This is a genomic window from Luteibacter yeojuensis (genome assembly GCF_000964085.1).
GTDB lineage: Bacteria > Pseudomonadota > Gammaproteobacteria > Xanthomonadales > Rhodanobacteraceae > Luteibacter > Luteibacter yeojuensis_A.
The window spans coordinates 119312-143621 of record NZ_JZRB01000030.1; the positions used below are offsets into that span (position 1 = coordinate 119312).

The following is a 24310-nucleotide window of genomic DNA, read 5'->3' on the forward strand; positions in this document are numbered from 1 at the left end:
CGCTACAATACGCAGCATTCAGCATTCTAATGATGAAACCCGACCTATGGACGTCGTAGACGAGATCAAGGCCATCGTGGCGGCACATCCGATCGTGCTTTTCATGAAAGGCACGCCCGAGTACCCCACCTGCGGCTTCTCCGACCGCGCCGTGAAGGCGCTCGAGGCCGCGGGCGCGACGTTCCATGCGGTGAACGTGCTGGCCGATGCGCGCATCCGCGCCGGCCTGCCGCATTACTCCAACTGGCCCACGTTTCCGCAGCTGTTCCTGCTAGGGGAGTTCATTGGCGGTTGCGACATCGTGGAAGACCTGCATGCGGCGGGTGAACTGAAGCGCATGGCGGCCGACGTGGCCGGGGCCGAGTCGTGAGCAGGCTGCCCTCCGCGCGCCTGCCCGGCGGCTGGGCGCCCGCCCCGGGCGCTCTCGCGGGGCGCGTCTACGTCGTCACCGGCGCCACGGGCGGCCTGGGTGGCGAAACCGCCCGCGCCATCGTCCGCGCCGGCGGCACCGTGGTCATCACCGGCCGCAAGGTGCGCCCGCTCGAGAAGCTCTACGACGAGCTGGTGGCCCTGGGCGGTCCCGAGCCGGTCATCCACCCGCTCGATCTTGAAAGCGCCACGCCCAACGATTACCTGGCCCTGGCCGAGGGCCTGGAAAAAGAATTCGGCCGGCTGGATGGCGTCATCCACGCCGCCGCGCATTTCAACGAGCTCACCCCCATGGCCATGCACAAGCCGGATGACTGGCTGCGCGCCATGCAGGTGAACGTCTCGGCACCGTTCGCGCTTACCCAGGCCTGCATGCCGTTGCTCACCCAGGCCGAGGACAGCGCCGTGGTGTTCGTCTTCGACGACCCGGAACTGGTCTCACGTGCCCACTGGGGTGGCTATGGCGTCTCCAAGGCGGCCGTGGAGCGCATGGCCGCCGTGCTGCACGCCGAGCACCGCGGTGGCGCCATGCGCGTGCACGCGCTGCTGCCGCCGCCCATGCGCACGGCCCTGCGCCGCGCCGCGTACTACGGCGAAAACACCCTCGAGCGGCCGCTCCCCACGGCCTCGGCCGAGGCCATCATCTACCTGCTTTCAGGCGCTGGCGCCGACGCGCGCGGCACCGTCCTCGATATTCGACACTGATCCAACCCAGGAGTACCTCCCCCATGGAAACGCAGATGACGACGTTGTCCGCGGGCATCCTGCTGTTCCTCATCATGGACCCCCTGGGCAACATCCCGTTGTTCCTGGCCCTGTTGAAGGACGTGCCCCCGCAGCGCCGCCGCAAGGTGATGATCCGCGAGCTGCTCATCGCGCTGGGCGTGCTGCTGGCCTTCTTGCTGGGCGGCCAGTTCATCCTGAAGCTGCTGCAGCTGCGCCAGGAGTCGGTCAGCATCGGCGGCGGCATCGTGCTGTTCCTCATCGGCATCCGCATGGTGTTCCCCCCGGTGGAGGGCGGCGTGTTCGGCAAGCCGGGCGAGGGCGAACCCTTCATCGTGCCCATGGCCATCCCCGGCGTGGCCGGCCCCTCGGCCATGGCCGCGCTGCTGCTGCTCACCAATTCCCAGCCCGGGCGCACGGTGGAGTGGGGCATCGCCCTGTTCCTGGCCTGGCTCACCACCTCGGTCATCCTGCTGAGCTCCACCTTCCTGTTCAAATGGCTGGGCGAGAGCGTGCTCACCGCCATGGAGCGCCTCATGGGCATGCTCCTCATCGCCCTTTCGGTGCAGATGTTCCTGGGCGGGCTCTCGTCCTACCTGCACATTGCCGTATGAACATACGTAGCGGTAGGGTAACTGTCATAATTGCCCGCGAGCATGGGCGGGGTCGGGACTGACCCGGCGCCGGGCATGGTTTTCGGGTCCCCGGCAGGGGCCAAACAGGTGTTCAAAGGCACTATGACTACTCGCGACTCCGCACCACGCCTGGCCGGTACGCACCGTCTGACGTCTATGGGAGCCTCATCATGCTGAGCATCGATCGCACCCTCTCCGAGCGCATGCCATGGCTGGCCCAGCACCCCAAGGTGCGCAAGCCGCTCGCCGGCCTGCTGGGTTCGCTGGCCCATGAAGAACGCTTCAACCGCGTCCTTGACGCCCTCGCCGATACGCAGGGCATCGAGTTCGCCGAGCGCGTGCTCGAGCACCTCGGCGTCAGCTGCAGCGTCACCGAGCGCGAGCGCGAAAACATCCCGGTGGAAGGCCCGCTGGTGGTGGTGGCCAACCACCCCCTCGGCATGGTCGACGCCATGGCGCTCATCCAGCTCATTGGCTCGGTGCGCCGCGATATCCGCATCCTGGGCAACGACGTGCTCGCCGCCGTGCCGCAGATGGGCCCGCTGCTGCTGCCCGTCGATATCTTCGGCAAGGGCGCCACCTCGCGCATGCGGGCGCTGTTCCGCAGCATCGAGGCGGGCGAGGTGCTCGTCATGTTCCCCGCGGGCGAAGTCTCGCGCGTGCGCGCCAGCGGCGTGCGCGACGGCAAATGGTCCGACGGTTTCGCCCGCATCGCGGCAAAGGCCGGCATCCCGGTCCTGCCCGTGCACATCAATGCGCGCAATTCCGTCGCGTTTTATGGCCTCAGCATGTTGGCCAAGCCGCTCAGCACGGCCATGCTTCCGCGCGAAGCCACCTCGGGCAAGCAGCGCCTTGGCATCCGCATCGGCAAGCTGGTCGACGCCGATGAGCTGAAGCAGGTCAGCGGCGGCTCGTCGGAGCGTGCCGCCAAGCTCATGCGCCGCCATGTCTACCGCGTGGGCCAGCAGCGCGGCCTCGTGTTCGGCGGGCAAACCCCGCTGGCGCATCCCGAACCGGTGGAGCGCGTCGTCGCCGAACTGGCCAAGGCCGAGGTGCTGGCCGAACTCGGCGGTGGCAAGAAGGCCCTGCTGGTGCAGGGCTCGAACGACAGCGCCGTGCTGCGCGAGATCGGCCGCCTGCGCGAGCTCACCTTCCGCCGCGTGGGCGAGGGCACCGGCAAGCGCCGCGACCTCGATGCCTACGACCCGTATTACGAGCACCTGGTGCTGTGGGACGAGAAGGCACTACGCATCGTCGGCGCCTACCGCTTCGGCCATGGCGGCAAGCTCATCGCCGAACGCGGCATGCAGGCGCTGTACACGTCCAGCCTGTTCGATTACTCGCCGGCACTGGAATCGCGGCTGGCCCAGGGCCTTGAATTGGGCCGCAGCTTCATCGCGCCCGCGTACTGGCGCTGGTCGCGCGCGCTCGACCAGCTGTGGCAGGGCATCGGCCTGTACCTGCAACGCCATCCCGATATTCGTTACCTGTTCGGCCCGGTGAGCATGTCGGCCGCCATCCCGCGCGAGGCGCGTGAATGGATCGCCGCGGCCCACCAGCACTTCTTCGGCGTCCAGGGCCTGGCCGCCGCCCGCCAGCCGTTCGTCATCCCGCAGGAAACCCTGGCCTCGGTGCGGAACGAACTGGAGGGCCTGGACGCCGCGGGTGGCCTCGGCAAGTTGAAGAACCGCCTTGATGCGCTGGGCGTCACGCTGCCGGTGTTGTATCGCCAGTACGTGGACCTGGTGGATCCGGCCGGGGTGCAGTTCCTGGCGTTTGGCGAGGATCCGGATTTCGCAGGCTGCGTGGACGGCCTGGTGATGCTCGACCTGGTGAGCCTGAAACCCGCAAAGCGAGCCCGCTACCTGGGCGGCTAACCCCGCCCCCCGCGCTCGTGTAGGAGCGCGCTTGCGCGCGATGTACCTGGAGAAGCCCGGCCTTTGTGCCGGGCTTTTTCTTTCCCGATAGCGCGCCCAGTCGCAACCCAATAATGACGACCAATTAGCTCAAGCGATTATTAAAGCGTCGTAGGAAAAGCCGAATCCCACCGCATGAAAAAACCGTAAAGGATTCGACAAATTGTCATTCTGTGATGCTAGCCTATGCATTAACTCAGGGCAGGGACATCCCGCTTAAAAGCATTGCAGGCCGCGGCGGGCGGCCGACACTTTCGCCTTTCGGCCCGGTATCCGTACCGGGCGTTTGGTCGTGTCCGGCATAAACGTTTTTTCTTGCGTGAACGTAATTAAAAGCGAGCCGGGATATATCCGCAGTTAATAGCGGAATTAGAAATTTTTTTCGATACGCAATAACGCATCACACCAGGAAACCACCGATGAATCGCAACTCCCTTTCGGCGGCAATCGCCCTCACGCTGTGCCTCGTCGCCGGCGCAGCCGTGGCCCAGGATAGCCAGGACGCCCAACCGCAGGGCCAGGCGGCAACCGGCCAGCGTTCGAACGTCTCCAACACGTCGAACACCACCAACGACAACGCCACGCGCCGCGCGGCGGAGCAGATGAGCGCGGTGCAGGTGCGTGCCGACAGCCTGTCCCTGGGTGGCGGCATGATGTCGATCCAGGACGCCCCGAAAGCGGTTTCCACCATTTCCCGCGACGCCATCAAGCAGGCGGCGCCGGGTGCCACTTTCATCCAGGCCATCGATTCGATCCCGGGCGTGGTGTCGTCCACCGACGATGTGACCGGCACCAACGATGGCAACGTGACCATCCGTGGCTTTCCCATCGACGAGGTGGGCGTGACGGTCAACGGCGCGCCGATCAACGACAGCGGCAACTACAAGATCTACCCCACCGAATACGGTGACACCGAGAACATGGGTGACATCACGGTGCAGCAAGGCTACCCGGACAACGACACGCCCATCGCAGGTGCCGCCGGTGGCTCGATCGCATGGGTGACGGTCGACCCCTCGCACACGGCCGGCCTGGATTTCAGCCAGTCGCTGGGCCAGAACAGCTACCACCGCACGTTCTTCCGCCTCAATACGGGTGATACCGGCCCGGTGCGTTCGTGGCTGTCGTACTCCAATAACGAAACCAACCTGTGGCGTGGTCGCGGCAAGGCGAAGATCACCAAGGTCGACGGCAAGTCGGTGTGGACGATCGACGACCGCAATTCAGTGACCTTCTCGGTGCAGTACAACCGCGAAGTGAAGACCAATTACGAGGGCCTGACCAAGGCCCAGGTGGCGCAGCAGTACAAGCAGAGCTACGCCAGCGTGTATACGCCGGGCAGCACCAGCAGCAACTTCTACGCGCTGCACCAGAACCCGTTCCGCAATTACCTCGCCAGCGCCGATGGCGAATTCACCTTCACCGACAGCCTGCGCCTCAGCGTGGTGCCTTATTTCCAGTACGGCGAGGGCGGTGGTGGCTCGGGCAGCACGGTGACCGAGAACCCGCTGGCCAACAACAATTACTACCACTCGGTGAATTACGACCTCGACGGCGACGGCAAGCTCAGCGGCACCAAGCTGGTCAACTCGTTCAGCAACTCGATCACCTACCGCCCGGGCATCATCGCCAAGCTCAACCAGGACCTCACCGACAACAACAGCCTTGAGTACGGCTTCTGGTGGGAACGCCCGCGCCAGCAGCAGGACCAGGTGTTCGTGCCGGTCGACCCGGAAACCGGTATCCCCGTGGATACCTGGGCCAAGCACGAGCGCATCTCGTACCCCGATGGCGTGGCGCAGAAGTCGTACATCAACTACACGACCACGACGAACCAGAAGGCCTTCATCACCGATAACTGGACGCCGGACGACAAATGGACGTTTACCGGCAGCCTGGCCTACGTTTGGTCGAAGCGCGACGGCTATGTGGCTGAGTACCCGGATTCGATCGGCTCGATCAGCGCCGCTGGCAAGGTGACGACGGTCAATGCCGCCTATACCGCCAACCCGGACAAGACGTTCCACAAGTTCACGCCCACCGGCGGCATCAAGTACCAGCTCAACGACCAGAACCAGTTCTACCTTGGCGTGGGCAAGACGTTCCGCGCCCCGATCAACGGCGCGATCCTGTCGAATGCGTTGTATGGCAATGGCACGGCGGAGGCTAACCCGTTGCCGAACAAGCCGGAGACCTCGGTGACCGGCGACCTGGGTTGGCGCTTCTACGGCGAAAGCCTCTCGGCCAGCGTCGATGCCTATGCCTCCAACTTCAACAACAAGCAGGTGTCGGGGTACGACGAAGCAACGGGCCTCACCGTGTACACGCAGCTGCCCAAGGTGCACATGCGCGGCCTGAACGCGGAGGCCAGCTACAAGCTGGATGAAAACTGGTCGGTGTATGCGAACTACAACTACACGCGCTCGCTGATGCAGGCGAACCTCGACACGCTGGGCGACGGTATCTACTACACCAAGGGCAAGACCCTGCTTAACTCGCCGAAGAACACCGGCTACGTAGCCCTTAACTACAAGAATGGCCCGTTCTGGGCACAGTTGAACGCGAAGTACCAGGGCGCCAGCTGGGGTGACTGGTCGAACACGCAGAAAATCGGTGGCTACACCACGCTGAACCTCAACGCCGGCTGGGATTTCCCCGATTTCTCGACGACCTTCCGCAAGCCGTACATCAAGATCAACCTGTTCAACCTGGCTGACCGCAAGGCGTTCACCTATGCCAGCAATGTCACCTCGTTCCTGGCCTCGAACCCGGACAAGATCAAGGACGTGAACGGCACTACCCTGTACGCCTCGGCCCCGTATTACTCGGTGCTCCAGGAGCGTACGTTCATGGTCACCTTCGGCGCGTCGTTCTTCTAACTGCCTGCACCAAACCCCCGTCGCAGCCCAAGGGCGCCCTTCCGGCAGGAAGGGCGCCCTTTTTTAACGCCGATGTCTCATCTGTCACGCGACCCCGGCGGCTCTGCCAGATTCCTGCTAAGCGTCATTCAGACTTGTGAATCTTCGTAAAATCATGGGCTTGTAAGTACTTGATCGATCTAAATCCGCAGGGCGGCCGGCAGGTTCTTGGACCTTTTCCTATCGCAAGTTGTTATGGCGATGTAATAAACTTCATCTAATCTTTACGGACCACTGTCCTTCCGAGACCGCTGGGCGATACACCCGGGTCAGGGGAAAACCGAAGAATCGTTGTGCCTTTCCAGGGGACGGGCGTGTTGCGACGCGCCGTCTTTCCAGCTTTTTTTCTCGCGAAATTGTGAGGTTCGTTCCAATGAATATGCGTCTCCGCGCCAAACTCCTGCCGTTGGCCATCGCGTCGCTCATCGCCGCGCCGGCCTTCGCCCAGGAGACGTCGTCGACGATCTCCGGCCGTGTCCTTGATGCCGCCGGCCAGCCGGTTGCCAACGCCACCGTCGTCATCGTCCACGAGCCGTCGGGCACCACCAAGACGACGACCACGGATGCCAACGGCCGTTACGCGGCCCAGGGCCTGCGCGTCGGCGGTCCGTTCGATGTCACCGCCAGCAAGGACGGCACGCCGTCGGCTCGCCAGGACAACGTGTACCTCCAGCTGGGTGCCGACACCGCGGTTAACCTGAGCGCCGGCGCCGCGGCCAATGCCGCCGACGCCACGGCGCTTGGCGCCGTGACGGTTTCCGCCGTGTCGGGCCAGTTCTCTTCGGAGAACAAGGGCCTGGGCACCAACATCTCGCAGGCGCAGCTGAAGGCCACCCCGACGCCGAGCGGCAACATTGCCGACATCGCCCGCCTCGACCCGCGCGTGAACGTCGACCACGGCACCGGCGCCATCTCGGCCAACGGCCAGAACGCCCGCATGAACAGCATCAAGGTCGACGGCCTTGGCGTGGGCGACCCGTTCGGCCTGAATGGCACCGGCCTGCCGACCGTCGGCTCGCCCGTCGCGATGGATACCATCGATTCGTACAACATCTCGACGGCCAACTACGACGCCAGCTCCGACACGATCGGCGCTGAAATCAACGCCGTCACCAAGTCGGGTACCAACGAGTTCCACGGCTCGGCCTACTACGGCTTCAAGAACGCCTCGAGCATGGTGGGCGAAGCGGGCTGGCTCAACAACGGCGCGGACCGCGACTACACCGAGTTCGACCGCAACTGGAAGGCCGGCGCCACCATCGGTGGCCCGATCATCAAGGACAAGCTCTTCTTCTTCGCCAGCTACGAGAAGGAAGAAGTGACCGGCCTCAGCTCGGGTGCCGTGAATGGCCTCGACGGCTCGCTGGCCAACTCGACCAACAACAAGGTCTCGCAGGCCGATCTCGACCGCACCATCGCCGCGGCCACGGGCCTGGGCCTGGTGCCGGGCGCGCTCGGCGCCAACGGCGGCACGCTGACCGACAAGCGTTATACCGGCAAGCTCGACTGGAACATCACCGACGGCCACCGCATGAACCTTGCGTACTCGCGTACCAAGGAAGTGAAGCCCAACCCGCAGGGTAACGGCGCCTCGTCGATCGGCCTTTCCAGCTACTGGTACACCGTCAACACCGACATCAAGAACTACACGCTGCAGTCGTTCGACGACTGGAACGACATGTTCTCGTCGGAAACCAAGATCGGTTACAGCGATTTCGGCCTGGCGCGTTCGGTCGATACCCAGCAGCCGATGGTCACGGTGCGCGTCAACAATGGCGCCTCCACCAACGCGAACACGGGCCCGACGATCAACCTCGGCGAAGACCAGTTCTCGCACTACAACGCCGCTTCGGTGAAGAACCTGAACGCGCTGTGGGTGGGCACGCTGTACCTCGACGACCACACCATCAAGGGTGGCGTGGAGTGGGAGCGCACCCGCATCTATAACCTGTTCGGCCGCACCCAGTTCGGCGCCTACACCTTCGGCAACGGCATCAACAGCTTCGCCAACGGCCTGTACTCGAACTACTCGTTGTATCGCCCGGCCGCGGATTACTCGCTCAATGACGTCGCCGCGCAATGGGAACTGCGTCGCAACACGTTCTTCCTGCAGGATACCTGGCAGCCCACCGATAACCTTTCGGTGCAGTTCGGCTTCCGCGTCAACAAGTACCTGACCGACGACAAGCCGCTCTACAACGCCACGTTTGAGCAGAAGTACGGCTTCAGCAACGCGAACACGGTCAACGGCAGCAAGCTCGTCGAGCCGCGCCTGTCGTTCAACTACACCTTCGACAGCGAGTACAAGACCCAGCTGCGTGGTGGCGTTGGCCTGTTCCAGTCCGATCCGCCGACCGTGTGGATGACGAACCCGTACGCGAACAACGGTATCAACCTCGTCACGTACTCGTACAACCGCATCGGCTCGACCGACCAGTGCCGCCTCGGCAATGGCCCGGCCATCCCGTGCCCGGCGTTCAGCTCCAACCCGTTTGCGCAGAACACCAGCGGCGCGGGTACCACCCCGCAGATGGCCGTCGACACGGTCGACAAGAACTTCAAGCTGCCGAGCGTGTGGAAGTCGTCGATCGCGTTTGATCGCGAACTGCCGTGGCAGGGCATCATCGGTACGATCGAGTACCAGCACCTCGACGTGCAGGACGGCATCTTCTACCAGAACCTCAACATCGGTTCGCCGACGGGTGTCATGCCGGACGGCCGCTTCACGTACTACGGCTGCATTGGCGGCTCGGCTCCCCTGGGCGGCGCGACGACCGCGAACTGCGCGGCCAACGCCACCGGCGCTGCGAGCAGCACCAACTCGAACCGTTTCCGCTCCGATAACCGTTTCGCCCAGGCCGTCACTTACCTGACCAACACCTCCAAGGGTGGTGCGGATACGGTGACCCTGTCGTTCTCCAAGCCGATGGAAAACGGCTGGTCGTGGAGCATCGCCGCCACGGGTAGCCACGCCACCGAAGTGAACCCGGGCACGAGCAGCCAGGCGTCGTCGAACTACTCGAACAACGCGTGGTACAACCCGAACGAAGACGTCGCTTCCACGTCCAATACCAACATCGCGCGTCGCCTCAACGCGTCGATCGCGTGGCAGCACAACTTCTTCGGCGACTACGCCACCACGATCAGCGCGTTCTACGACGGCCACTCCGGCGTGCCGTACAGCTGGGTGTTCGGTAACGACGCCAATGGTGACTCGTACTCGCGCGACCTGGCGTACATCCCGACCCGCAACGATGGCACGGTGTTCCGCACCACCACCGGTGGCGCGGCCTCCGAGGCCCTGGTCAACCAGTTCTACGACTACATCCAGCACGACAGCAGCCTGCGCAAGAACCAGGGCAAGGTCGCTCGTCGCAATGATGCGGTCTCGGCCTGGGTCAACCAGCTCGACCTCAGCCTGAGCCAGGAAATCCCGGGCATCTTCAAGGGCAACAAGGGCGAGATCCGCCTGGACGTCTACAACTTCCTGAACCTGGTGAACAAGGATTGGGGCCAGCAGTCGTATGTCGGCTTCCCGTACACCCGCACGCTGGCCAACTTCGGTGGCGTGGACGCGAACGGCAACTACATCTACCAGCTGCCGACCGATTCGCAGGGCAACTACCAGCCGGGTGCAAAGGCTGTGTACGACGCCCCGACCGACAACAGCGCGACCAAGCTGAACCCGGTCTCGCGTTGGTCGGCCAGCCTGACGGTGCGTTACACGTTCTAAGCGAGGGCTCGCCCTCTCGAAGGACACAAGAGCCGGCGCAAGCGAGGGCGCCGGTTTTTTTTGCCCGCTTGACCCCCACCCAACCCCCGCGTGATCCTAGGCAGTCCGCTCCACCTCCCGGAGCGGGGTTCGCCGCTAATTCGCGGTCAGAAGGACATGTAAGTCAATGAATGCCCAGCACTTTGGGGAGCCGGTCACCGGCAAGACGGTCAGCGCGCGCGTTTCTCCCGCCGGCGGCCTCGATATCCTTTCCCGTAACGAAGTGGCGCGCCTGCGCGATGCCAGCGGCTCGGGCCTGCACCAGCTGCTGCGCCGCTGCGCGCTGGCGGTGCTCACCTCGGGCAACCTCTCGGACGACCCGGGCTCGATGTTCGAGCAATACCCCGATTTCGATATCCAGGTGCTGCAGGAAGACCGTGGCATCAAGATCGAACTGAAGAACGCCCCCGAGCAGGCGTTCGTCGATGGCCGCCTCATCCGCGGCATCAACGAGCTGCTGGTGGCCGTGGTGCGCGATATCGTCTACGTGTCGGCGCAGCTGGAAGCCGGTGCGTTCGACCTCGACGACAGCGTCGGCATCACGCATGCCGTGTTCGAGATCCTGCGCAACTCGCGCATCCTGCGCCCGCAGGTGGACCCGAACCTGGTGGTGTGCTGGGGTGGCCATTCCATCTCGCGCGATGAGTACGAATACACCAAGCGCGTGGGCTACCAGCTCGGCCTGCGCAGCATGGATATCTGCACGGGCTGCGGCCCGGGCGCCATGAAGGGCCCGATGAAGGGCGCCACCATCGCCCACGCCAAGCAGCGCCGCAAGGGCAACCGCTACATCGGCGTGACCGAGCCGGGCATCATCGCGGCGGAATCGCCGAACCCGATCGTGAACAACCTCGTGATCATGCCGGACATCGAGAAGCGCCTCGAGGCATTCGTCCGCCTTGGCCACGGCATCATCGTCTTTCCCGGCGGCGTCGGCACGGCGGAGGAAATCCTCTACATGCTCGGCATCCTGCTGATGCCGAAGAACAAGGGCATCCCGTTCCCGCTCATCTTCACCGGCCCGCGCAACTCGGCCGCGTACTTCGAGCAGATCGACCGCTTCCTGCGGCTGTGCCTGGGTGATTCGGTGGCCGAGCACTACAAGATCATCATCGACGACCCGGCCGCCGTGGCGCACGCCATGGTGTCGGGCATCGACAAGGTGCGCAACCACCGCCTGGACAACAAGGACGCCTTCTTCTTCAACTGGGCGCTCGAGATCCCGCTGCCGTTCCAGCAGCCGTTCCCGCCGACGCACAACGCCATGTCGGGCCTGGCCCTGCATCGCGACCGCCCGCGCCACGAGCTGGCGGCCGACCTGCGCCGTGCCTTCTCGGGCATCGTCGCCGGCAACGTCAAGCCCGAGGGCGTCCGCGCCATCGCCGAGCACGGCCCGTTCGTCATCGACGGCGAGCCGGAGATCATGCGCGCCCTCGACGACCTGCTGAAGGCCTTCGTGGCCCAGCACCGCATGAAGCTCCCGGGCGGCACCGCCTACGAGCCCTGCTACGTCGTCCGTACGTGATCCACGCGGCGGGGCGGCGCCATGCCGCCCCGCCTGCCGCCGGCTGAACCGTCAACCGCGGCCGACGCCGGGCATCACAGGCCCTAGACGGCCCTCCGCGCAACGATGCGTCTACCTTTCGCGCAACGCCAGGAGACGCCCATGCTTGTCACCATCCTTCTCGTCGTCCTGCTCCTTGCCCTCATCGGTGGCCTGCCGACCTGGGGCTATTCGCGCTCGTGGGGCTACGGCCCGAGCGGCGGCATCGGCGTGATCCTCGCCATCATCCTGGTCTGCTGGCTGCTCGGCGTTTTCTGAACATGCCGCGGCCGCACCGCCCCGTGCCGGATACCGACCTGCCGCCTCCCGGCACCTCACCGCCGCCGTTCGACCACGACCCGGTCGAGCGGCGTGGCCCGGAGCCGGACTCCGATGGCGAGCAGCCTGAAACCTGATGGGGCATCGCAGGCCGACCTGGCCGGGTGATATCGTGCCGCGGCCGTTTTACCAGCGCGATCCGCGCGTGGTCGGCCCCGAGCTTCTGAACAAGGTCCTGGCCTGCGCGGATGGCCGCGCAGGCCGCATCGTCGAGGTGGAAGCCTACGTTGGTGCCATCGACCCCGCGGCCCACACCTTTCGCGGCAAGACGAAGCGCAACGCGGTGATGTTCGGGCCGCCGGGGCATATGTATGTGTACTTCACCTATGGCATGCACTGGTGCTGCAACACCGTGTGCGGCGACGACGGGGAGGGCAGTGGCGTGCTGATCCGCGCCCTCGAGCCGATCGCCGGGCTCGATGCGATGCGCACGGCGCGGCCCCGCGTGCGGCGTGACCGGGAGTTATGCAGTGGGCCGGCGCGGCTGACACAGGCGCTGGGCATCACCGGGGAGCAGAACGGCATCGACCTGGTGCGGGCCCGCGACGGCTATACCGTGCTCGATGACGGCATGCCGCCGCCGGAAAACGTGCCTGAGTCAGCGCGCATCGGCATCCGCGAAGGCACTGACCTGCTATGGCGATGGTTCGTCGCGGGCAATACGAACGTGTCGAAGCCCTGATCCTCAGGGTGCCTTCGTCGCCTGCGCTTCCGCGGCGATGGCGAGCTTCTTCAATGCACTTTCGGTGCCCTTGCACGTGTCGTTGGCAAGCAGCGCGTAGCCGTGGTGGCTCGCCGGGAACAGCACGACCTGGCTCGAGCTGCCGAAGCTGCCGCCACCATGCGAGGTCACGTGTTTTCCATTGATCGTTTCGACGTGCCAAGCCATCGCCACGTCTTCGCCGTCGCCATGGACCAGCGGCTGGTGCGAGAGCGCCACGACCGCATCGTTGCCATCGAGCTGCCAGCGCACGTACTTCGCGAGGTCGGCCGGCGTGGACCACAGGCCCCAGGCGGCGCCGGCATTCGCGGGGTGCCCCGGTGCTGGTGTGCCGAACATGTCGTATCCGGTGACGCGGCGCGCGCGTTGCGCGGGTGAAGGCGCCAGCGTGGTCGAGGCCATGCCTAGCGGCGAAAGGATGCGTTGTTGCAGCAACACGTCGTAACGGATGCCGTACACGTGCTCGAGGCCGGCGCCGATGAGCTGGAAGCCTGCGTTGGAATAACGTTCTTCCGCGCCCGGCGTGCTACGCAACGTGGTGGCGTGCAGGTCACGGAGGAAAGCCTTCTCGTCGCGCCCCTTGTTCAATGCGATCAGTTGGACGGGCAGGGTGCGGGGATTCTTCGCGTCGAAGATCGCATCGCTGTCAGGGATATCGCGTGGCATGCCTGAGCGGTGCGTCAGCAGCGTGCTTAGGGTCACGGCGTGGCCGTCTTTCGCCAGGTTCGGATACGAACCCTCGAGGTACTCGCGGAAGTCGGTGACGAGGGCCATCTTGCCTTCGTGCACGGCGTACGCCGCCAGCGATGCGGTGAAGCTCTTGGTGACAGAGGCGATCTCATAGAGGCTGTCCGGTTTTGGAAGCGAGCGCCTCGCGCGATCGGCGTAGCCGTAGCCATAGACACGCGTACCTTCCGGCGTCACGGCCGCGACGGAAAGGCCGGCATGGCAGGTTTCGGCAAAATAGGTGGATGCCGCGGCGTCGATCGCCTTGTCGAGGGCGGTATGGCGTGGGTTGTCCGTGGGCGGCGAGGCTGCCGTGGCCGGGCCCAGTGGCGACAGTGTGGTGACGAAAAGCAGGATCAGGTGGCGACGGACCATGGAGTGCTCCCGGGCTAGTCGAAGGCAATCTAGGCGCGAAGCGAGGCGTTGTCATGTGCGCCGCACCCATGCCGTTCGCTGAATGCCAAGGAGTGGGTGGGGTCTTCCGCAACTTGCTGCGGACAGGAGGCCGGGGTTAGGCTCTCCCGCACATGACAAGGAGATACGCATGAAGCGAATCATCGTCGGGCTGCTGCTTGCAGCCCTGGCCGTTCCCGCGTTCGCATCGGACACCTGGCGCGTCAACTCGCAAGTGGTGAGCACAGGTGACAGCGAAGGTCGCCTTCGCCAGGTTGCTGGCAAGCCTGATCGCGAAACGCCCATGGAGACCTCGCGCGGCGGCCTGCAGGGCTACCGGCTGGAGTACTTCAAGGATGGGAAGAGCGTACAGGTGGAAGTGGTCAATGGGCGCGTGACGGCCATTACGCAACTCGACAGCTGATCCTTGCCAGTGAGGGCACCGCGATGCGCCTTCCCGTATTGGCTTGTGTTTTCCTCGGCCTGGCCCCGCTGACGGCGTGGTCGGCCGAAGGCAAGCCTCCCATGTTCGACGGCCTCACGACCACGAAAAGCGCCGATGACTACGTGGCCTGCGTAACGCAGGCCTACGCGAAGCGATGGCCGGGTACGAGCGCGACGACATTCCCCGATGGCCACCGGGTGCTCATTGCATCCGCTAAGGATGGGCCGGCCCAGGGTGAAATGAGCGTGGCTAACGCCGTGGACGGCAAGAGCCTGGTGACCCTTCGCGGAGCCGGGCTGTCGCTCAGGACACAGCACGATATGAGTGTGCTGATGCAGCAGTGCCGCTAAGGTCAGGTCTTATTGGCACGGCGATCGGCAACACGCTCGCGTACAAGACGGCGGTTGACGCGCAGGATGCGCTGCAGCTCGTCCGTCAGGACGTCACGGGCGGGCTTGAAGAGCGCCAGTTCGGCTTCGGTCAGGTCGTGCCGAACCTCGCCGTCCCGCGTGGTAAGCGGCCTAGTATTTTTCATAGCGTCGTACCTCGCGTTTATTGGCTTTGCGAAAACTGATAACTCGGATTCCGCTGGGTTTGGGTGCAAACACAACCACGTGAACGCGTTCGCCCAGAAGGCCTAGCGCGACGAGTCGCTCTTCGCCGTAGTCGGCACGCGTGTCCGATTGTACGAGCGCGGAAGAGAAATCAAATTGGGCAACCCTCTCAAACGAGAGCCCGCGTTCGCGAATGTTCCGGCCCTGCTTGGCCTCGTCGTACCAGATCTCCATGCCGCCATCCTAGGGACAGGGCAGTCGGTCTGTATGTCGGCCTCCGCCGGCACTTCATGTAGGCGGCGGCCTTCAGCCGCCGGGGAGACTCGGCCTTAGAACCGATCACTCGACGCGAGGTACCGCCACTGCCCCGGCTCCATCCGCCCCATGGGGATGCGGCCCATGCGGATACGCTTCATCCCGAGGACCTCGAGGCCGACCGCTTCGCACATGCGCAGCACGGTCTCGGGCGAGATGCGCTTCATGGCGAAGCGCAGCCTGGCTTCGCTTTGCCAGCTGACCTTGATCGGCGGCAGGGCGTAGTGGTCGAAGACCAGCCCGTGGTTGAGCAGCGCCAGGTTCGCGGGCGAGAGCGTGCCAGCCGTTTCGACGACGAGTTCCTGCTCGATACGCTCGAGATCTTCGTCGAGCCGGCGCTTCACGCGCCAGTCTTGGCTGAAGACGATAAAGCCGCTGGCCATGTCGGGAAGCGACAGCGCCAGGTCGAGCCGTGCGAAATGACGGTGCAGCAAGCGCACGCCGGAAGCGTCGTCCGCGAAGTGGTTTTCCGTCCGGATGAGCGACCGGGCCTCGGTGGCCGGCATGCCCGCGGGCTTGTACAGCACCATGGATGCCGGCTCGGGCGGGGTAAGCTTCGCCGCCGGGTCGATCTCGATGCGCTGGTCGGCCACCTTGAACTGCGGCTGCTCGACGACGACGCCATCGACGCGGACCCAGCCGCCTTCGATGTACATATCCGCCTCGCGCCGCGAGCAGGGCACCATGGCGGCGATGCGTTTGGCGAGGCGCTCGGGTTCGGTCATCGGCGTGGCCCAATAAAAAAGGAGCCTGGCGGCTCCTTAGTCGTGTCTTCGTGCCACTCCCTGGTGAGGAAAGTGGTGGGCGGTACAAGGATCGAACTTGTGACCCCTACCATGTCAAGGTAGTGCTCTACCGCTGAGCTAACCGCCCGAAGAGCTGCGCAGTTTACCGATGCCAGCCGGCCGACGCAAGGGGCCCCGGGAAATTCATGCCCGGGCGGCCCGTGGCCTAGCGCAGCGCCCGTTCGCGCAGGCGGTGGATCTCGTCGCGGACCTTGCCCGCCTCCTCGAATTCGAGGTTCTGGGCGTGCTTGTACATCCGGGCCTCGAGCTTCTTGATCATCGTGCCCACCTGCTCGGGGCTGAGGGCGCTGTAATCGGCCGCGGCCTCGGCCGCCTTCTTCGTCTCCTTGCCCTTCTTGCCCTTGCCGCGCGCGCCCACATCGGCGCGGGCGCCTTCCATGATGTCGGCGATGCGGCGGACCACGGTTTTCGGCGTGATGCCGTTGGCCGCGTTGTATTCGATCTGCTTCTCGCGGCGGCGCGCGGTTTCGTCCATGGCATCCTTCATCGAGCCGGTGATCTCGTCGGCGTAAAGGATGGCCTTGCCGCGGATGTTGCGCGCCGCGCGGCCGATCGTCTGGATCAGCGAGCGGGTGGAACGCAGGAAGCCTTCCTTGTCGGCGTCCAGGATGGCGACGAGCGATACCTCGGGCATGTCCAGGCCCTCGCGCAGCAGGTTGATGCCCACCAGCACGTCGAATTCGCCCAGGCGCAGGTCGCGGATGATTTCCGTGCGCTCTACCGTCTCGATATCCGAATGCAGGTAGCGCACTTTCACGTCGTGCTCGGCGAGGTAATCGGTGAGGTTCTCCGACATGCGCTTGGTGAGCGTCGTCACCAGCACGCGATCCCCCATGGCGATGCGCTTGCGGATCTCGCCGAGCAGGTCGTCGACCTGGGTGCGCACTGGGCGCACCTCCACTTCCGGGTCGATGAGGCCCGTGGGGCGCACCACCAGTTCCACGATGTTGTCGTCCGAGTGATCGAGCTCGTACTTCGCGGGCGTGGCCGAGACATAGATGGCACGCGGCGCGCGGCGCTCCCACTCCTCGAAGCGCAGCGGGCGGTTATCCATGGCCGAGGGCAGGCGGAAGCCGAATTCCACCAGGGTTTCCTTGCGCGAGCGGTCGCCCTTGTACATGGCGCCCAGCTGCGGCACCGTGACATGCGATTCATCGACCACCATCAGCGCATCGGGCGGCAGGTAGTCGAAGAGGGTGGGCGGCGGCTCGCCGGGGCCGCGCCGCGTCATGTGCCGCGAGTAGTTCTCGATGCCCTGGCAGAAGCCTACCTCGGCCATCATCTCCAGGTCGAAGCGCGTGCGTTGCTCAAGGCGCTGGGCTTCCACCAGCTTGTTGTCCTTGTAGAGCTGCTCCAGCCGCTCGGAGAGCTCCACCTTGATGGTCTCCATGGCGTTGAGCACGCTCTGCCGCGTGGTGGCGTAGTGCGTCTTCGGGTACACGGTGTAGCGGGGCACCTTGCGCAGCACTTCGCCCGTCAGGGGGTCGAACAGCGAGAGGTTTTCCACGTCGCCGTCGAACAGTTCGATACGCAGCGCCTCGGCCTCGGATTCGGCCGGGAACACGTCGATGACCTCGCCGCGCACGCGGTACGAGCCGCGGCGCAGTTCCATCTCGTTGCGCGTGTACTGCAGCTCGGTGAGCTGGCGGATCAGCGCGCGCTGGTCGACATGGTCGCCGCGCGAGAGGATGAGGCGCAGGCTCATGTAGTCCTCCGGGTCGCCCAGGCCATAGATGGCCGACACGGTGGCGACGATCAGCGCATCCTTGCGCGAGAGCAGCGCCTTGGTGGCGGCCAGGCGCATCTGCTCGATGTGGTCGTTGATGCTCGAATCCTTCTCGATGAAGGTATCCGATGCCACCACATAGGCTTCCGGTTGGTAGTAGTCGTAGTAGCTGACGAAGTACTCCACCGCGTTGTTCGGGAAGAACTCCTTGAACTCGCCGTATAGCTGCGCGGCCAGCGTCTTGTTGGGCGCCAGCACGATGGTCGGCTTCTGCACCTTCTCGATCACGTTGGCGATGGTGAAGGTCTTGCCTGACCCGGTCACGCCCAGCAGGGTCTGGGCAGCCAGGCCGGCCTCGAAGCCCTCTGTCAGCCGGCGGATGGCCTCGGGCTGGTCGCCGGAGGGCTGGTACGGCGAGGCGAGCTGGAAACGATCAGTCATGGCTGACGATATGCTGGCGAAAGGGTCGAGTTTAAAGGCGCTGCGCCTACACGGCGTGACGTCTTTGGACTACAGACCGGGTGGCCGGGCAAGGGCATGCTGCGGGCCACGCACAAGGAATTGCCATGCCCCGCCACCAGCGCGCTTTCACCCTCACCGAACTCGCCGTCACGCTCCTCATCGTCGCGCTGGCCAGCGCCATGGCGTATCCCGCCATGGGCGACGCCATCGCCGCGCGCCGCGCGCGCCTGGCGGCCGATGCCCTGGCCGACGACCTCGCCTCCGCCCGCCGCTCGGCCATCGCGCGGGGCGGTGGCGTCGCGGTGTGCCCCTCGCCCGATGCCCGGCGCTGCGCCCCCGGCGCCCCCTGGCACCACGGCTGGCTGGTGGTCCACGGCACGGTGATCCTCGCGGCCCACGATGCCCTGCCGGCGCGGCTCGCCAGCAGCGCGCGGGGCGGCCGCGATCACATGCGCTTCGACGAGGCGGGCGCGTCGCTGGGCGATAACACCACGGTGACCCTGTGTGTCCGGAAACGGCCGGCCACGGCCGAATCGGTGGTGCTCTCGGCGGCTGGCAAGGTCCGCCGGGAAACCGCTGGCGCGGCCGATGCGGCGGCCTGTGCCGCGGGGCATGGCGCTGTTCGTTAAGAATGCTTGACAGCCCCCCGCCATATACACAAAATACGTGGCTCCCCGCCCGAATAGCTCAGCCGGTTAGAGCACTTGACTGTTAATCAGGGGGTCGTTGGTTCGAGTCCAACTTCGGGCGCCAGATTTTGAAAGGGCTTGCAGCGATGCAAGCCCTTTTTCTTTGCGCGCGTGTCGGGCACCACCTACATTTTCTGTTGGGCGCCGCAGACTGTCGAAGCACCGCGGTTACCGGGATGCTGGCGGCTCCTTTCCACCGGAGTCAGCTTCATGATCGACGGGTCCCTGCCCACCACCGAATGGGCCGCCATGCAGGATCGGCACGCGCGTTCCGATGCCCGCTTCGACGCGTTCCTCGCGCGTTTCGACGAGCACGTCCGCCGCACCAACGAGCATTTCCAGCGTATCGACACGCGCTTCGAGCGCCTCGAGGTGCGCGTCCATGGCGTCGAGCGTGCCGTGGCCAACGCTACCGCCGAACTTGCCCTGCTGCGCCACGAGGTGGGCGCGGGGGCGCGCGACCTCGCCAGCCTGCGCCAGCGCGCGTGGAGCTTCGTCACCGCGGTGGCGGCCCTCGGCGGCGCGCTGGGCTTCGCGGGCTCGCAGGCGCTGCACCAGCTCATGCGCGCCTCGTAGGGCTTACACTCACGCCTTTCAAAGGGAGTGTTGCCCGTGGCCTACCTGCTGACCAAGTCCCTGCACATCGTATTCGTCATCGCGTGGATGGCCACGGTCTTCTACCTGCCGCGCATCCTGGTCAACATCAAGGAAGCCGAGGGCGAGCCCGCCGCCGTCGCGGCGCGCCTGCACCTCATGGGGCGCCGCCTTTACACGTTCGGCCACAGCATGTTCGGCATGGCGCTTATCTTCGGCCTCGTGCTGTGGTTCTACTTCGGCATCCACGGCGGGTGGCTGCATGCCAAGCTCGCGCTGGTGGCGGTCATGCTGGCGTACTTCATCTGGGCGGGCAGGGCGCTGAAGCGCAGCATCGCCGGCGGCGCGTTGCCGTCGTCGAAGGCGCTGCGCATCGGCAACGAGCTGCCGGTGCTGGTGCTGCTCGCCATCGTCTACCTCGTGGTGGCCAAGCCGTTCTGAGGTCTCGCCGCGTGAGACCGCCATCGGCCATCATCCACCGCTTCACCCCCGCCGCCGACGGAGCTGGCGCTTGAGCGATACCCACCCGATCGAGCCGGGCCTCATGGTCCTGCACGGCAACCGCCTCGAAGACCTGCGCGACATCCTCGTGGGGTGGCTACGCCAGGCGCCGCTGCGCCCGCTCGAGGACGAGCGCATCCTCGTCCAGTCCAACGGCATCGCGCAGTGGTTCCGCCTGGCGCTGGCGCGGGCGGAGGCCGATGGCGGCATGGGCATCGCGGCGTCCGTGCATGTCGAGCTGCCGGGCCGGTTTCTGTGGCACGCCTACCGCGCGGTGCTGGGCCGCGACGCCGTGCCGCCGGAATCGCCCTTCGATAAATCCCGCCTCGTGTGGCGCCTCATGCGCCTGCTGCCCGCGCTGGCGCGCGAACCGGTGTTCGAGCCCCTGGCCGCCTTCCTGGGCGATGGCGGCGACGCCCGCAAATGCCACCAGCTGGCCGAGCGCCTGGCCGATCTCTACGACGGCTACCAGGTTTACCGCGCCGACTGGCTGGATGACTGGGCCGCCGGGCGCGACGTGATGCGTGATGCCCGTGGCGGCGCGCCGGCCATGGCCGTGGACGACCGCTGGCAGGCGGCCCTGTGGCGGCGCCTGCTCGACGACGTCGGCCCGGGCGAGGCGCACGGGCACCGTGCGGCGGTGCATGCGCGCTTCCTCGAGGCCGCGGCGTCGGCCACCGAGCGGCCGCGCGCGCTGGCACGGCGCATCGTCGTGTTCGGCATGTCGTCGCTGCCGCGGCAGACGCTCGAGGCGCTCTCCGCGCTATCGCGCTGGTCGCAGGTAGTGCTGGTGGTGCTGAACCCGTGCCGGCACTACTGGGCGGATATCGTCGACGACCGCGAGCTGCTGCGCGCGGAGCGTCGCCGGCAGCAGGCCAAGCCGGGCATGCCGCCGCTGCTGGCGGACGCCGAGCTCCACCTCCATGCCAACCCGCTGCTTGCCGCCTGGGGCAAGCAAGGCCGCGACTACATCCGCATGCTCGACGAGTTCGACCACCCGGATTCGTATCGCAAGCGCTTCACCGCATGGGACGAGCGCATCGATTTCTTCGAGCAGCCCGATACCTCGTCGCTGCTGGGCCAGGTGCAAGCCGCCATCCTCGACCTCGACCCGTTGCCCGCGCAGCCGGCGCCGGTCGGCGCGAACGACGGTTCCATCGCGTTCCACGTCGCGCATGGCCCGCAGCGCGAGGTCGAGATCCTCCACGACCAGTTGCTGGCGCGTTTCGAGGCCTCGGCACGCACTGGCAACCCCATCCTGCCGCGCGACGTCATCGTCATGGTGCCCGACATCGACACCTACGCGCCGCATATCGACGCGGTGTTCGGCCGCGTGCCGCGCGACGATCCGCGCTACGTGCCGTACAGCATCGCCGACCGCGCGTCGCGTGGCACGGTGCCGCTCGTGATGGCGCTCGACATGCTCCTGGGCATGACCGAATCCCGTTTCGGCGCGGGCGATCTCGCCGACCTGCTCGACGTGCCCGCGCTGCGTCAACGCTTTGGCCTGGGCGACGACGATCTTCCGCTACTCCATCGCTGGGTCGAGGGCGCTGGCATCCGCTGGGGCCTCGATGCCGAACAGCGCGCGTCGCTGGGCTTGCCCGCGCTGGAACAGAACACCTGGCTCTTCGGCCTGCGCCGCATGCTGCTCGGCTATGCCGTGGGGCGAGGTGAACCCTGGGGCGATATCGAACCCTATGCTGAGGTCGGCGGCCTCGACGCCGCGCTGGTCGGGCCACTGGCCGACCTGGTCGAGCGGCTCGGCACGCATGCGCGCGCCATGGCCGTGCCGGTGCCCGCCGGCGCGTGGGCGGTGCGCCTGCGCGCGCTGATGCGCGGGTTCTTCGACGCGACCGATCCGGACGACCGCATGCGCGTCGAGCGCCTGCTCGATGCGCTCGATGCATGGGAGCGCGCCTGTCGCGAGGCGGGCTTCGACGAACCCGTGCCGGTCGACGTGGTGCGCGAAGCGTGGCTCGGCCAGATCGACGAGAGTGGGCTCTCCAAGCGTTTCCTCGCGGGCGCCGTCAGCTTCGGCACGCTCATGCCCATGCGCGCCATCCCGTTCCGCCTCGTGTGCCTGCTGGGCATGAACGACGGCGCCTACCCGCGTGCGCGCCCGCCCATGGATTTCGACCTGATGGCGCGCGCGGGGGCCTGGCGCCCGGGCGATCGCTCGCGCCGCGAGGACGACCGCTACCTGTTCCTCGAGGCCCTGCTGTCGGCGCGCGATGCCTTGCACATTGGCTGGGTTGGCCGCAGCGCGCGTGATAACGCCGAGCGCGCTCCGTCCGTGCTCGTGGGCCAGCTGCGCGATTACCTGCACGCGGGCTGGGCGGCGGCGGAGGGGGGCGATCTGCTGGCGCGGCTGACGGTCGTGCATCCGCTGCAACCCTTCAGCCCGGCGTATTTCCGTGCCGGCGATACCCGCCTGTTCACCTATGCCAACGAATGGCGGCATATCCATGGCGGCGGGGTGCCCCACGCTGACGACGCCTTGCCGCCGTGGCCGGTCGACCGCCCCATCGGCCTCGCCACGTTGCGGCGCTTCCTGCGCCACCCCGTGCGCGAGTTTTTCCAGGCCCGGCTGGGCGTGCGTTTCGACGTGCCCGACGTGGCCAGCGAGGCGCTCGAGCCGTTCGCCATCGGCGGCCTCGATCGTTTCACGATGACCGACGTGCTGGTCCGCGCCGCGCTGCGCGACGAGCCGGCCGCCGAAGCCGCCATCGGCAGGGCCACGGCGCGCTTGCAGCGTAGCGGGCTGCTGCCCATGGGCGGCTTCGCGGCACCGGTGAAGCGTGATCTCGAGAAAGCGGCGGTGGCGGTGCACCAGCGCGTTGTCGCGGAGCGCGCCCGTTGGCCGGTGGAAGCCGGCAAGTACGAAGTGCGTGTCGCATGCGATGGCGTCGTCATCGAAGACTGGCTCGCGGGCCTGCGCGCCAACGCGCAGGGGCAGCTCGCCGCGCTGCTGGTGTCGCCGTCGTCTGTCCTTGATGACAAGCAACAGCCGCTGGCGCATCGCGTGGTCATGCCCTGGGTGGATCACCTCGTGGCACAGGTGGCGGGCCATGCCATCGAAACACGCTATATCGGGCCCGATGCCACCATCGTCATGCGGCCCATGCCGCCGGCGGCCGCCGACGCGGCGCTGCGCACGCTGGTGCGCGCGTGGCGCGAGGGTATGTGCCGGCCACTGCCCGTGGCGGTGAAGGCGGCGCTAGGCTGGCTCGGTGAGCGGCATGGCGACGCCGAAGCCAGCGCGCGCCGCGCGTATGGGCCGGGCGATGATTTCGCCCGTGGCGAGGTCGATGGCGATGCTTACCTCGCCCGCGCCTGGCCCACGTTCGACGCCATGCTGGCGGCGGGGTTCGAACACCACCTGGCGCCGTACCAGCACCTCCTGGCGGCGCTGGAGGTGGAGGCGGCATGAGCCAAGCCAGCGAACCCCTGCGTCCCCTCGCGCTGCCCCTCGACGGCGTCCGCCTCATCGAGGCGAGCGCCGGCACGGGCAAGACATGGACCATCGCCGCGCTGTACGTGCGCGCCGTGCTGGGCCATGGCCTGCCGCGGCCCTTGCTGCCACCGCAGATCCTCGTCGTCACCTTCACCGAGGCCGCCACGCAGGAGTTGCGTGAGCGCATCCGCGCGCGCCTTGTCGAAGCGGCGGTGGCCTTCCGGGCGGGCACGGTGAACGAACCCCTGCTTGGCGAGCTGGTCGCGTCGTACGCACCGGAGCAGCGGCCCGCGTGCGCGCGCCGCCTCGAGCTTGCCGCGCAATGGATGGATGAAGCCGCCATCTTCACCATCCACGGCTGGAGCCAGCGCATGCTCACGCAGCATGCGTTCGGCAGTGGCCACGCCTTCGCGCAGACGCTCGAGCCGGATGAAAGCGAGCTCCTCGCCGAGTGCGTGCGCGACTACTGGCGCCAGGCGTTCTACCCGCTCGACGAAGCCACGCTGGCCGCCGTGCAGGCGGAGTGGCGCACGCCGGATGCCTTGCTGCGCTCATTGCTGCCACTGCTGGGCAGTGGCGAAGCCACCCTGCGCGTGGATGGCGAGGTACTCGTGGCGGGCGAAGGCATCGGCGGGCTCCTTGCCGC

At 66.2% G+C, this 24310-nt stretch carries 22 protein-coding genes and 2 tRNA genes; 18 read left to right on the forward strand and 6 right to left on the reverse strand.

Going from position 1 to position 24310, the window contains the following annotated elements; translation table 11 throughout:
- Positions 1-46: 46 nt before the first annotated feature.
- The 10 genes from grxD to VI08_RS14580 all read left to right on the forward strand — a co-directional run bounded on the left by grxD (position 47) and on the right by VI08_RS14580 (position 12957).
- Positions 47-370, forward strand: coding sequence for a Grx4 family monothiol glutaredoxin (gene grxD, locus VI08_RS14545; RefSeq protein WP_045830321.1), 324 nt, complete (start codon positions 47-49; stop codon positions 368-370).
- Complete coding sequence (locus VI08_RS14550) at positions 367-1134, forward strand: SDR family NAD(P)-dependent oxidoreductase (RefSeq protein WP_045830322.1); 768 nt, start codon at positions 367-369, stop codon at positions 1132-1134. The genes grxD and VI08_RS14550 overlap by 4 nt, the downstream gene beginning before the upstream one ends.
- Positions 1135-1169: 35 nt before the next feature.
- Entirely contained in the window at positions 1170-1766 is a 597-nt protein-coding gene (locus VI08_RS14555; RefSeq protein ID WP_045830351.1) for a YhgN family NAAT transporter, read from the forward strand.
- Between the two features lie 191 nt (positions 1767-1957).
- The gene (locus VI08_RS14560; RefSeq protein WP_045830323.1) at positions 1958-3664 is read left to right on the forward strand and encodes a lysophospholipid acyltransferase family protein; all 1707 of its coding nucleotides are present in this window, start codon (positions 1958-1960) and stop codon (positions 3662-3664) included.
- A 458-nt stretch (positions 3665-4122) separates the two neighbouring features.
- On the forward strand, positions 4123-6582 hold the full coding sequence (locus VI08_RS14565; RefSeq protein ID WP_045830324.1) for a TonB-dependent receptor: 2460 nt from the start codon (positions 4123-4125) through the stop codon (positions 6580-6582).
- A 412-nt stretch (positions 6583-6994) separates the two neighbouring features.
- Entirely contained in the window at positions 6995-10354 is a 3360-nt protein-coding gene (locus tag VI08_RS14570) for a TonB-dependent receptor (RefSeq protein ID WP_045830325.1), read from the forward strand.
- A gap of 166 nt (positions 10355-10520) precedes the next feature.
- The gene (ppnN, locus tag VI08_RS14575) at positions 10521-11918 is read left to right on the forward strand and encodes a nucleotide 5'-monophosphate nucleosidase PpnN (RefSeq protein WP_045830326.1); all 1398 of its coding nucleotides are present in this window, start codon (positions 10521-10523) and stop codon (positions 11916-11918) included.
- Between the two features lie 141 nt (positions 11919-12059).
- The gene (locus VI08_RS21415) at positions 12060-12215 is read left to right on the forward strand and encodes a DUF3309 family protein (protein ID WP_084621531.1); all 156 of its coding nucleotides are present in this window, start codon (positions 12060-12062) and stop codon (positions 12213-12215) included.
- A 2-nt stretch (positions 12216-12217) separates the two neighbouring features.
- Positions 12218-12352 carry a hypothetical protein gene (locus tag VI08_RS22395; RefSeq protein WP_269745847.1) on the forward strand — a complete coding sequence of 45 codons (135 nt, stop codon included), beginning with the start codon at positions 12218-12220 and terminating at the stop codon, positions 12350-12352.
- Positions 12352-12957 (forward strand): DNA-3-methyladenine glycosylase, encoded by a 606-nt coding sequence (locus VI08_RS14580; RefSeq protein ID WP_045830327.1) that lies wholly within the window; start codon positions 12352-12354, stop codon positions 12955-12957. The genes VI08_RS22395 and VI08_RS14580 overlap by 1 nt, the downstream gene beginning before the upstream one ends.
- 3 nt (positions 12958-12960) lie before the next feature.
- On the opposite strand, the gene VI08_RS14585 is transcribed toward VI08_RS14580, so the two are convergent.
- Positions 12961-14097, reverse strand: coding sequence for a serine hydrolase domain-containing protein (locus VI08_RS14585; RefSeq protein ID WP_045830328.1), 1137 nt, complete (start codon positions 14095-14097; stop codon positions 12961-12963).
- A gap of 169 nt (positions 14098-14266) precedes the next feature.
- Here VI08_RS14585 and VI08_RS14590 point away from each other — a divergent pair, with 169 nt between their 5' ends.
- Positions 14267-14539, forward strand: a complete 273-nt coding sequence (locus VI08_RS14590) for a hypothetical protein (RefSeq protein WP_045830329.1) — start codon at positions 14267-14269, stop codon at positions 14537-14539.
- Positions 14540-14640: 101 nt separating this feature from the next.
- Positions 14641-14910, forward strand: a complete 270-nt coding sequence (locus tag VI08_RS14595) for a hypothetical protein (protein WP_045830330.1) — start codon at positions 14641-14643, stop codon at positions 14908-14910.
- Between the two features lie 2 nt (positions 14911-14912).
- On the opposite strand, the gene VI08_RS14600 is transcribed toward VI08_RS14595, so the two are convergent.
- From VI08_RS14600 to uvrB, 5 genes are all read right to left on the reverse strand, one after another.
- The gene (locus VI08_RS14600) at positions 14913-15095 is read right to left on the reverse strand and encodes a hypothetical protein (protein WP_045830331.1); all 183 of its coding nucleotides are present in this window, start codon (positions 15093-15095) and stop codon (positions 14913-14915) included.
- On the reverse strand, positions 15082-15348 hold the full coding sequence (locus VI08_RS21420) for a BrnT family toxin (protein WP_084621532.1): 267 nt from the start codon (positions 15346-15348) through the stop codon (positions 15082-15084). Before VI08_RS21420 ends, VI08_RS14600 begins: the two co-directional genes overlap by 14 nt.
- Before the next feature lie 95 nt (positions 15349-15443).
- Entirely contained in the window at positions 15444-16154 is a 711-nt protein-coding gene (locus VI08_RS14605) for an RNA pseudouridine synthase (RefSeq protein WP_045830332.1), read from the reverse strand.
- Between the two features lie 73 nt (positions 16155-16227).
- Positions 16228-16302, reverse strand: a tRNA-Val gene (locus VI08_RS14610).
- 78 nt (positions 16303-16380) lie between these two features.
- Entirely contained in the window at positions 16381-18402 is a 2022-nt protein-coding gene (uvrB, locus tag VI08_RS14615) for an excinuclease ABC subunit UvrB (protein WP_045830333.1), read from the reverse strand.
- Between the two features lie 125 nt (positions 18403-18527).
- On the opposite strand from uvrB, the gene VI08_RS20985 reads away from it, so the two are divergent.
- The 6 genes from VI08_RS20985 to VI08_RS14645 all read left to right on the forward strand — a co-directional run.
- The gene (locus VI08_RS20985) at positions 18528-19052 is read left to right on the forward strand and encodes a pilus assembly FimT family protein (protein WP_052697977.1); all 525 of its coding nucleotides are present in this window, start codon (positions 18528-18530) and stop codon (positions 19050-19052) included.
- A 47-nt stretch (positions 19053-19099) separates the two neighbouring features.
- A tRNA-Asn gene (locus VI08_RS14625) sits at positions 19100-19176 on the forward strand.
- Between the two features lie 146 nt (positions 19177-19322).
- The gene (locus tag VI08_RS14630; protein ID WP_045830334.1) at positions 19323-19688 is read left to right on the forward strand and encodes a hypothetical protein; all 366 of its coding nucleotides are present in this window, start codon (positions 19323-19325) and stop codon (positions 19686-19688) included.
- Between the two features lie 36 nt (positions 19689-19724).
- Complete coding sequence (locus VI08_RS14635) at positions 19725-20147, forward strand: CopD family protein (RefSeq protein ID WP_045830335.1); 423 nt, start codon at positions 19725-19727, stop codon at positions 20145-20147.
- Between the two features lie 70 nt (positions 20148-20217).
- Positions 20218-23640, forward strand: a complete 3423-nt coding sequence (gene recC, locus VI08_RS14640) for an exodeoxyribonuclease V subunit gamma (protein ID WP_232309557.1) — start codon at positions 20218-20220, stop codon at positions 23638-23640.
- A partial coding sequence (locus VI08_RS14645; RefSeq protein WP_045830336.1) for a UvrD-helicase domain-containing protein occupies positions 23637-24310 on the forward strand: 674 nt, incomplete at its 3' end. The genes recC and VI08_RS14645, both read left to right, overlap by 4 nt.

What these genes read in the sequence shown, in the direction of transcription:
- grxD (WP_045830321.1), top strand. Translation starts at nt 47, where the DNA reads ATGGACGTCGTAGACGAGATCAAGGCCATCGTGGCGGCACATCCGATC.
- VI08_RS14555 (WP_045830351.1), top strand. Translation starts at nt 1,170, where the DNA reads ATGACGACGTTGTCCGCGGGCATCCTGCTGTTCCTCATCATGGACCCC.
- VI08_RS14560 (WP_045830323.1), top strand. Translation starts at nt 1,958, where the DNA reads ATGCTGAGCATCGATCGCACCCTCTCCGAGCGCATGCCATGGCTGGCC.
- VI08_RS14565 (WP_045830324.1), top strand. Translation starts at nt 4,123, where the DNA reads ATGAATCGCAACTCCCTTTCGGCGGCAATCGCCCTCACGCTGTGCCTC.
- VI08_RS14570 (WP_045830325.1), top strand. Translation starts at nt 6,995, where the DNA reads ATGAATATGCGTCTCCGCGCCAAACTCCTGCCGTTGGCCATCGCGTCG.
- ppnN (WP_045830326.1), top strand. Translation starts at nt 10,521, where the DNA reads ATGAATGCCCAGCACTTTGGGGAGCCGGTCACCGGCAAGACGGTCAGC.
- VI08_RS21415 (WP_084621531.1), top strand. Translation starts at nt 12,060, where the DNA reads ATGCTTGTCACCATCCTTCTCGTCGTCCTGCTCCTTGCCCTCATCGGT.
- VI08_RS22395 (WP_269745847.1), top strand. Translation starts at nt 12,218, where the DNA reads ATGCCGCGGCCGCACCGCCCCGTGCCGGATACCGACCTGCCGCCTCCC.
- VI08_RS14580 (WP_045830327.1), top strand. Translation starts at nt 12,352, where the DNA reads ATGGGGCATCGCAGGCCGACCTGGCCGGGTGATATCGTGCCGCGGCCG.
- VI08_RS14585 (WP_045830328.1), bottom strand. Translation starts at nt 14,097, where the DNA reads ATGGTCCGTCGCCACCTGATCCTGCTTTTCGTCACCACACTGTCGCCA.
- VI08_RS14590 (WP_045830329.1), top strand. Translation starts at nt 14,267, where the DNA reads ATGAAGCGAATCATCGTCGGGCTGCTGCTTGCAGCCCTGGCCGTTCCC.
- VI08_RS14595 (WP_045830330.1), top strand. Translation starts at nt 14,641, where the DNA reads ATGTTCGACGGCCTCACGACCACGAAAAGCGCCGATGACTACGTGGCC.
- VI08_RS14600 (WP_045830331.1), bottom strand. Translation starts at nt 15,095, where the DNA reads ATGAAAAATACTAGGCCGCTTACCACGCGGGACGGCGAGGTTCGGCAC.
- VI08_RS21420 (WP_084621532.1), bottom strand. Translation starts at nt 15,348, where the DNA reads ATGGAGATCTGGTACGACGAGGCCAAGCAGGGCCGGAACATTCGCGAA.
- VI08_RS14605 (WP_045830332.1), bottom strand. Translation starts at nt 16,154, where the DNA reads ATGACCGAACCCGAGCGCCTCGCCAAACGCATCGCCGCCATGGTGCCC.
- uvrB (WP_045830333.1), bottom strand. Translation starts at nt 18,402, where the DNA reads ATGACTGATCGTTTCCAGCTCGCCTCGCCGTACCAGCCCTCCGGCGAC.
- VI08_RS20985 (WP_052697977.1), top strand. Translation starts at nt 18,528, where the DNA reads ATGCCCCGCCACCAGCGCGCTTTCACCCTCACCGAACTCGCCGTCACG.
- VI08_RS14630 (WP_045830334.1), top strand. Translation starts at nt 19,323, where the DNA reads ATGATCGACGGGTCCCTGCCCACCACCGAATGGGCCGCCATGCAGGAT.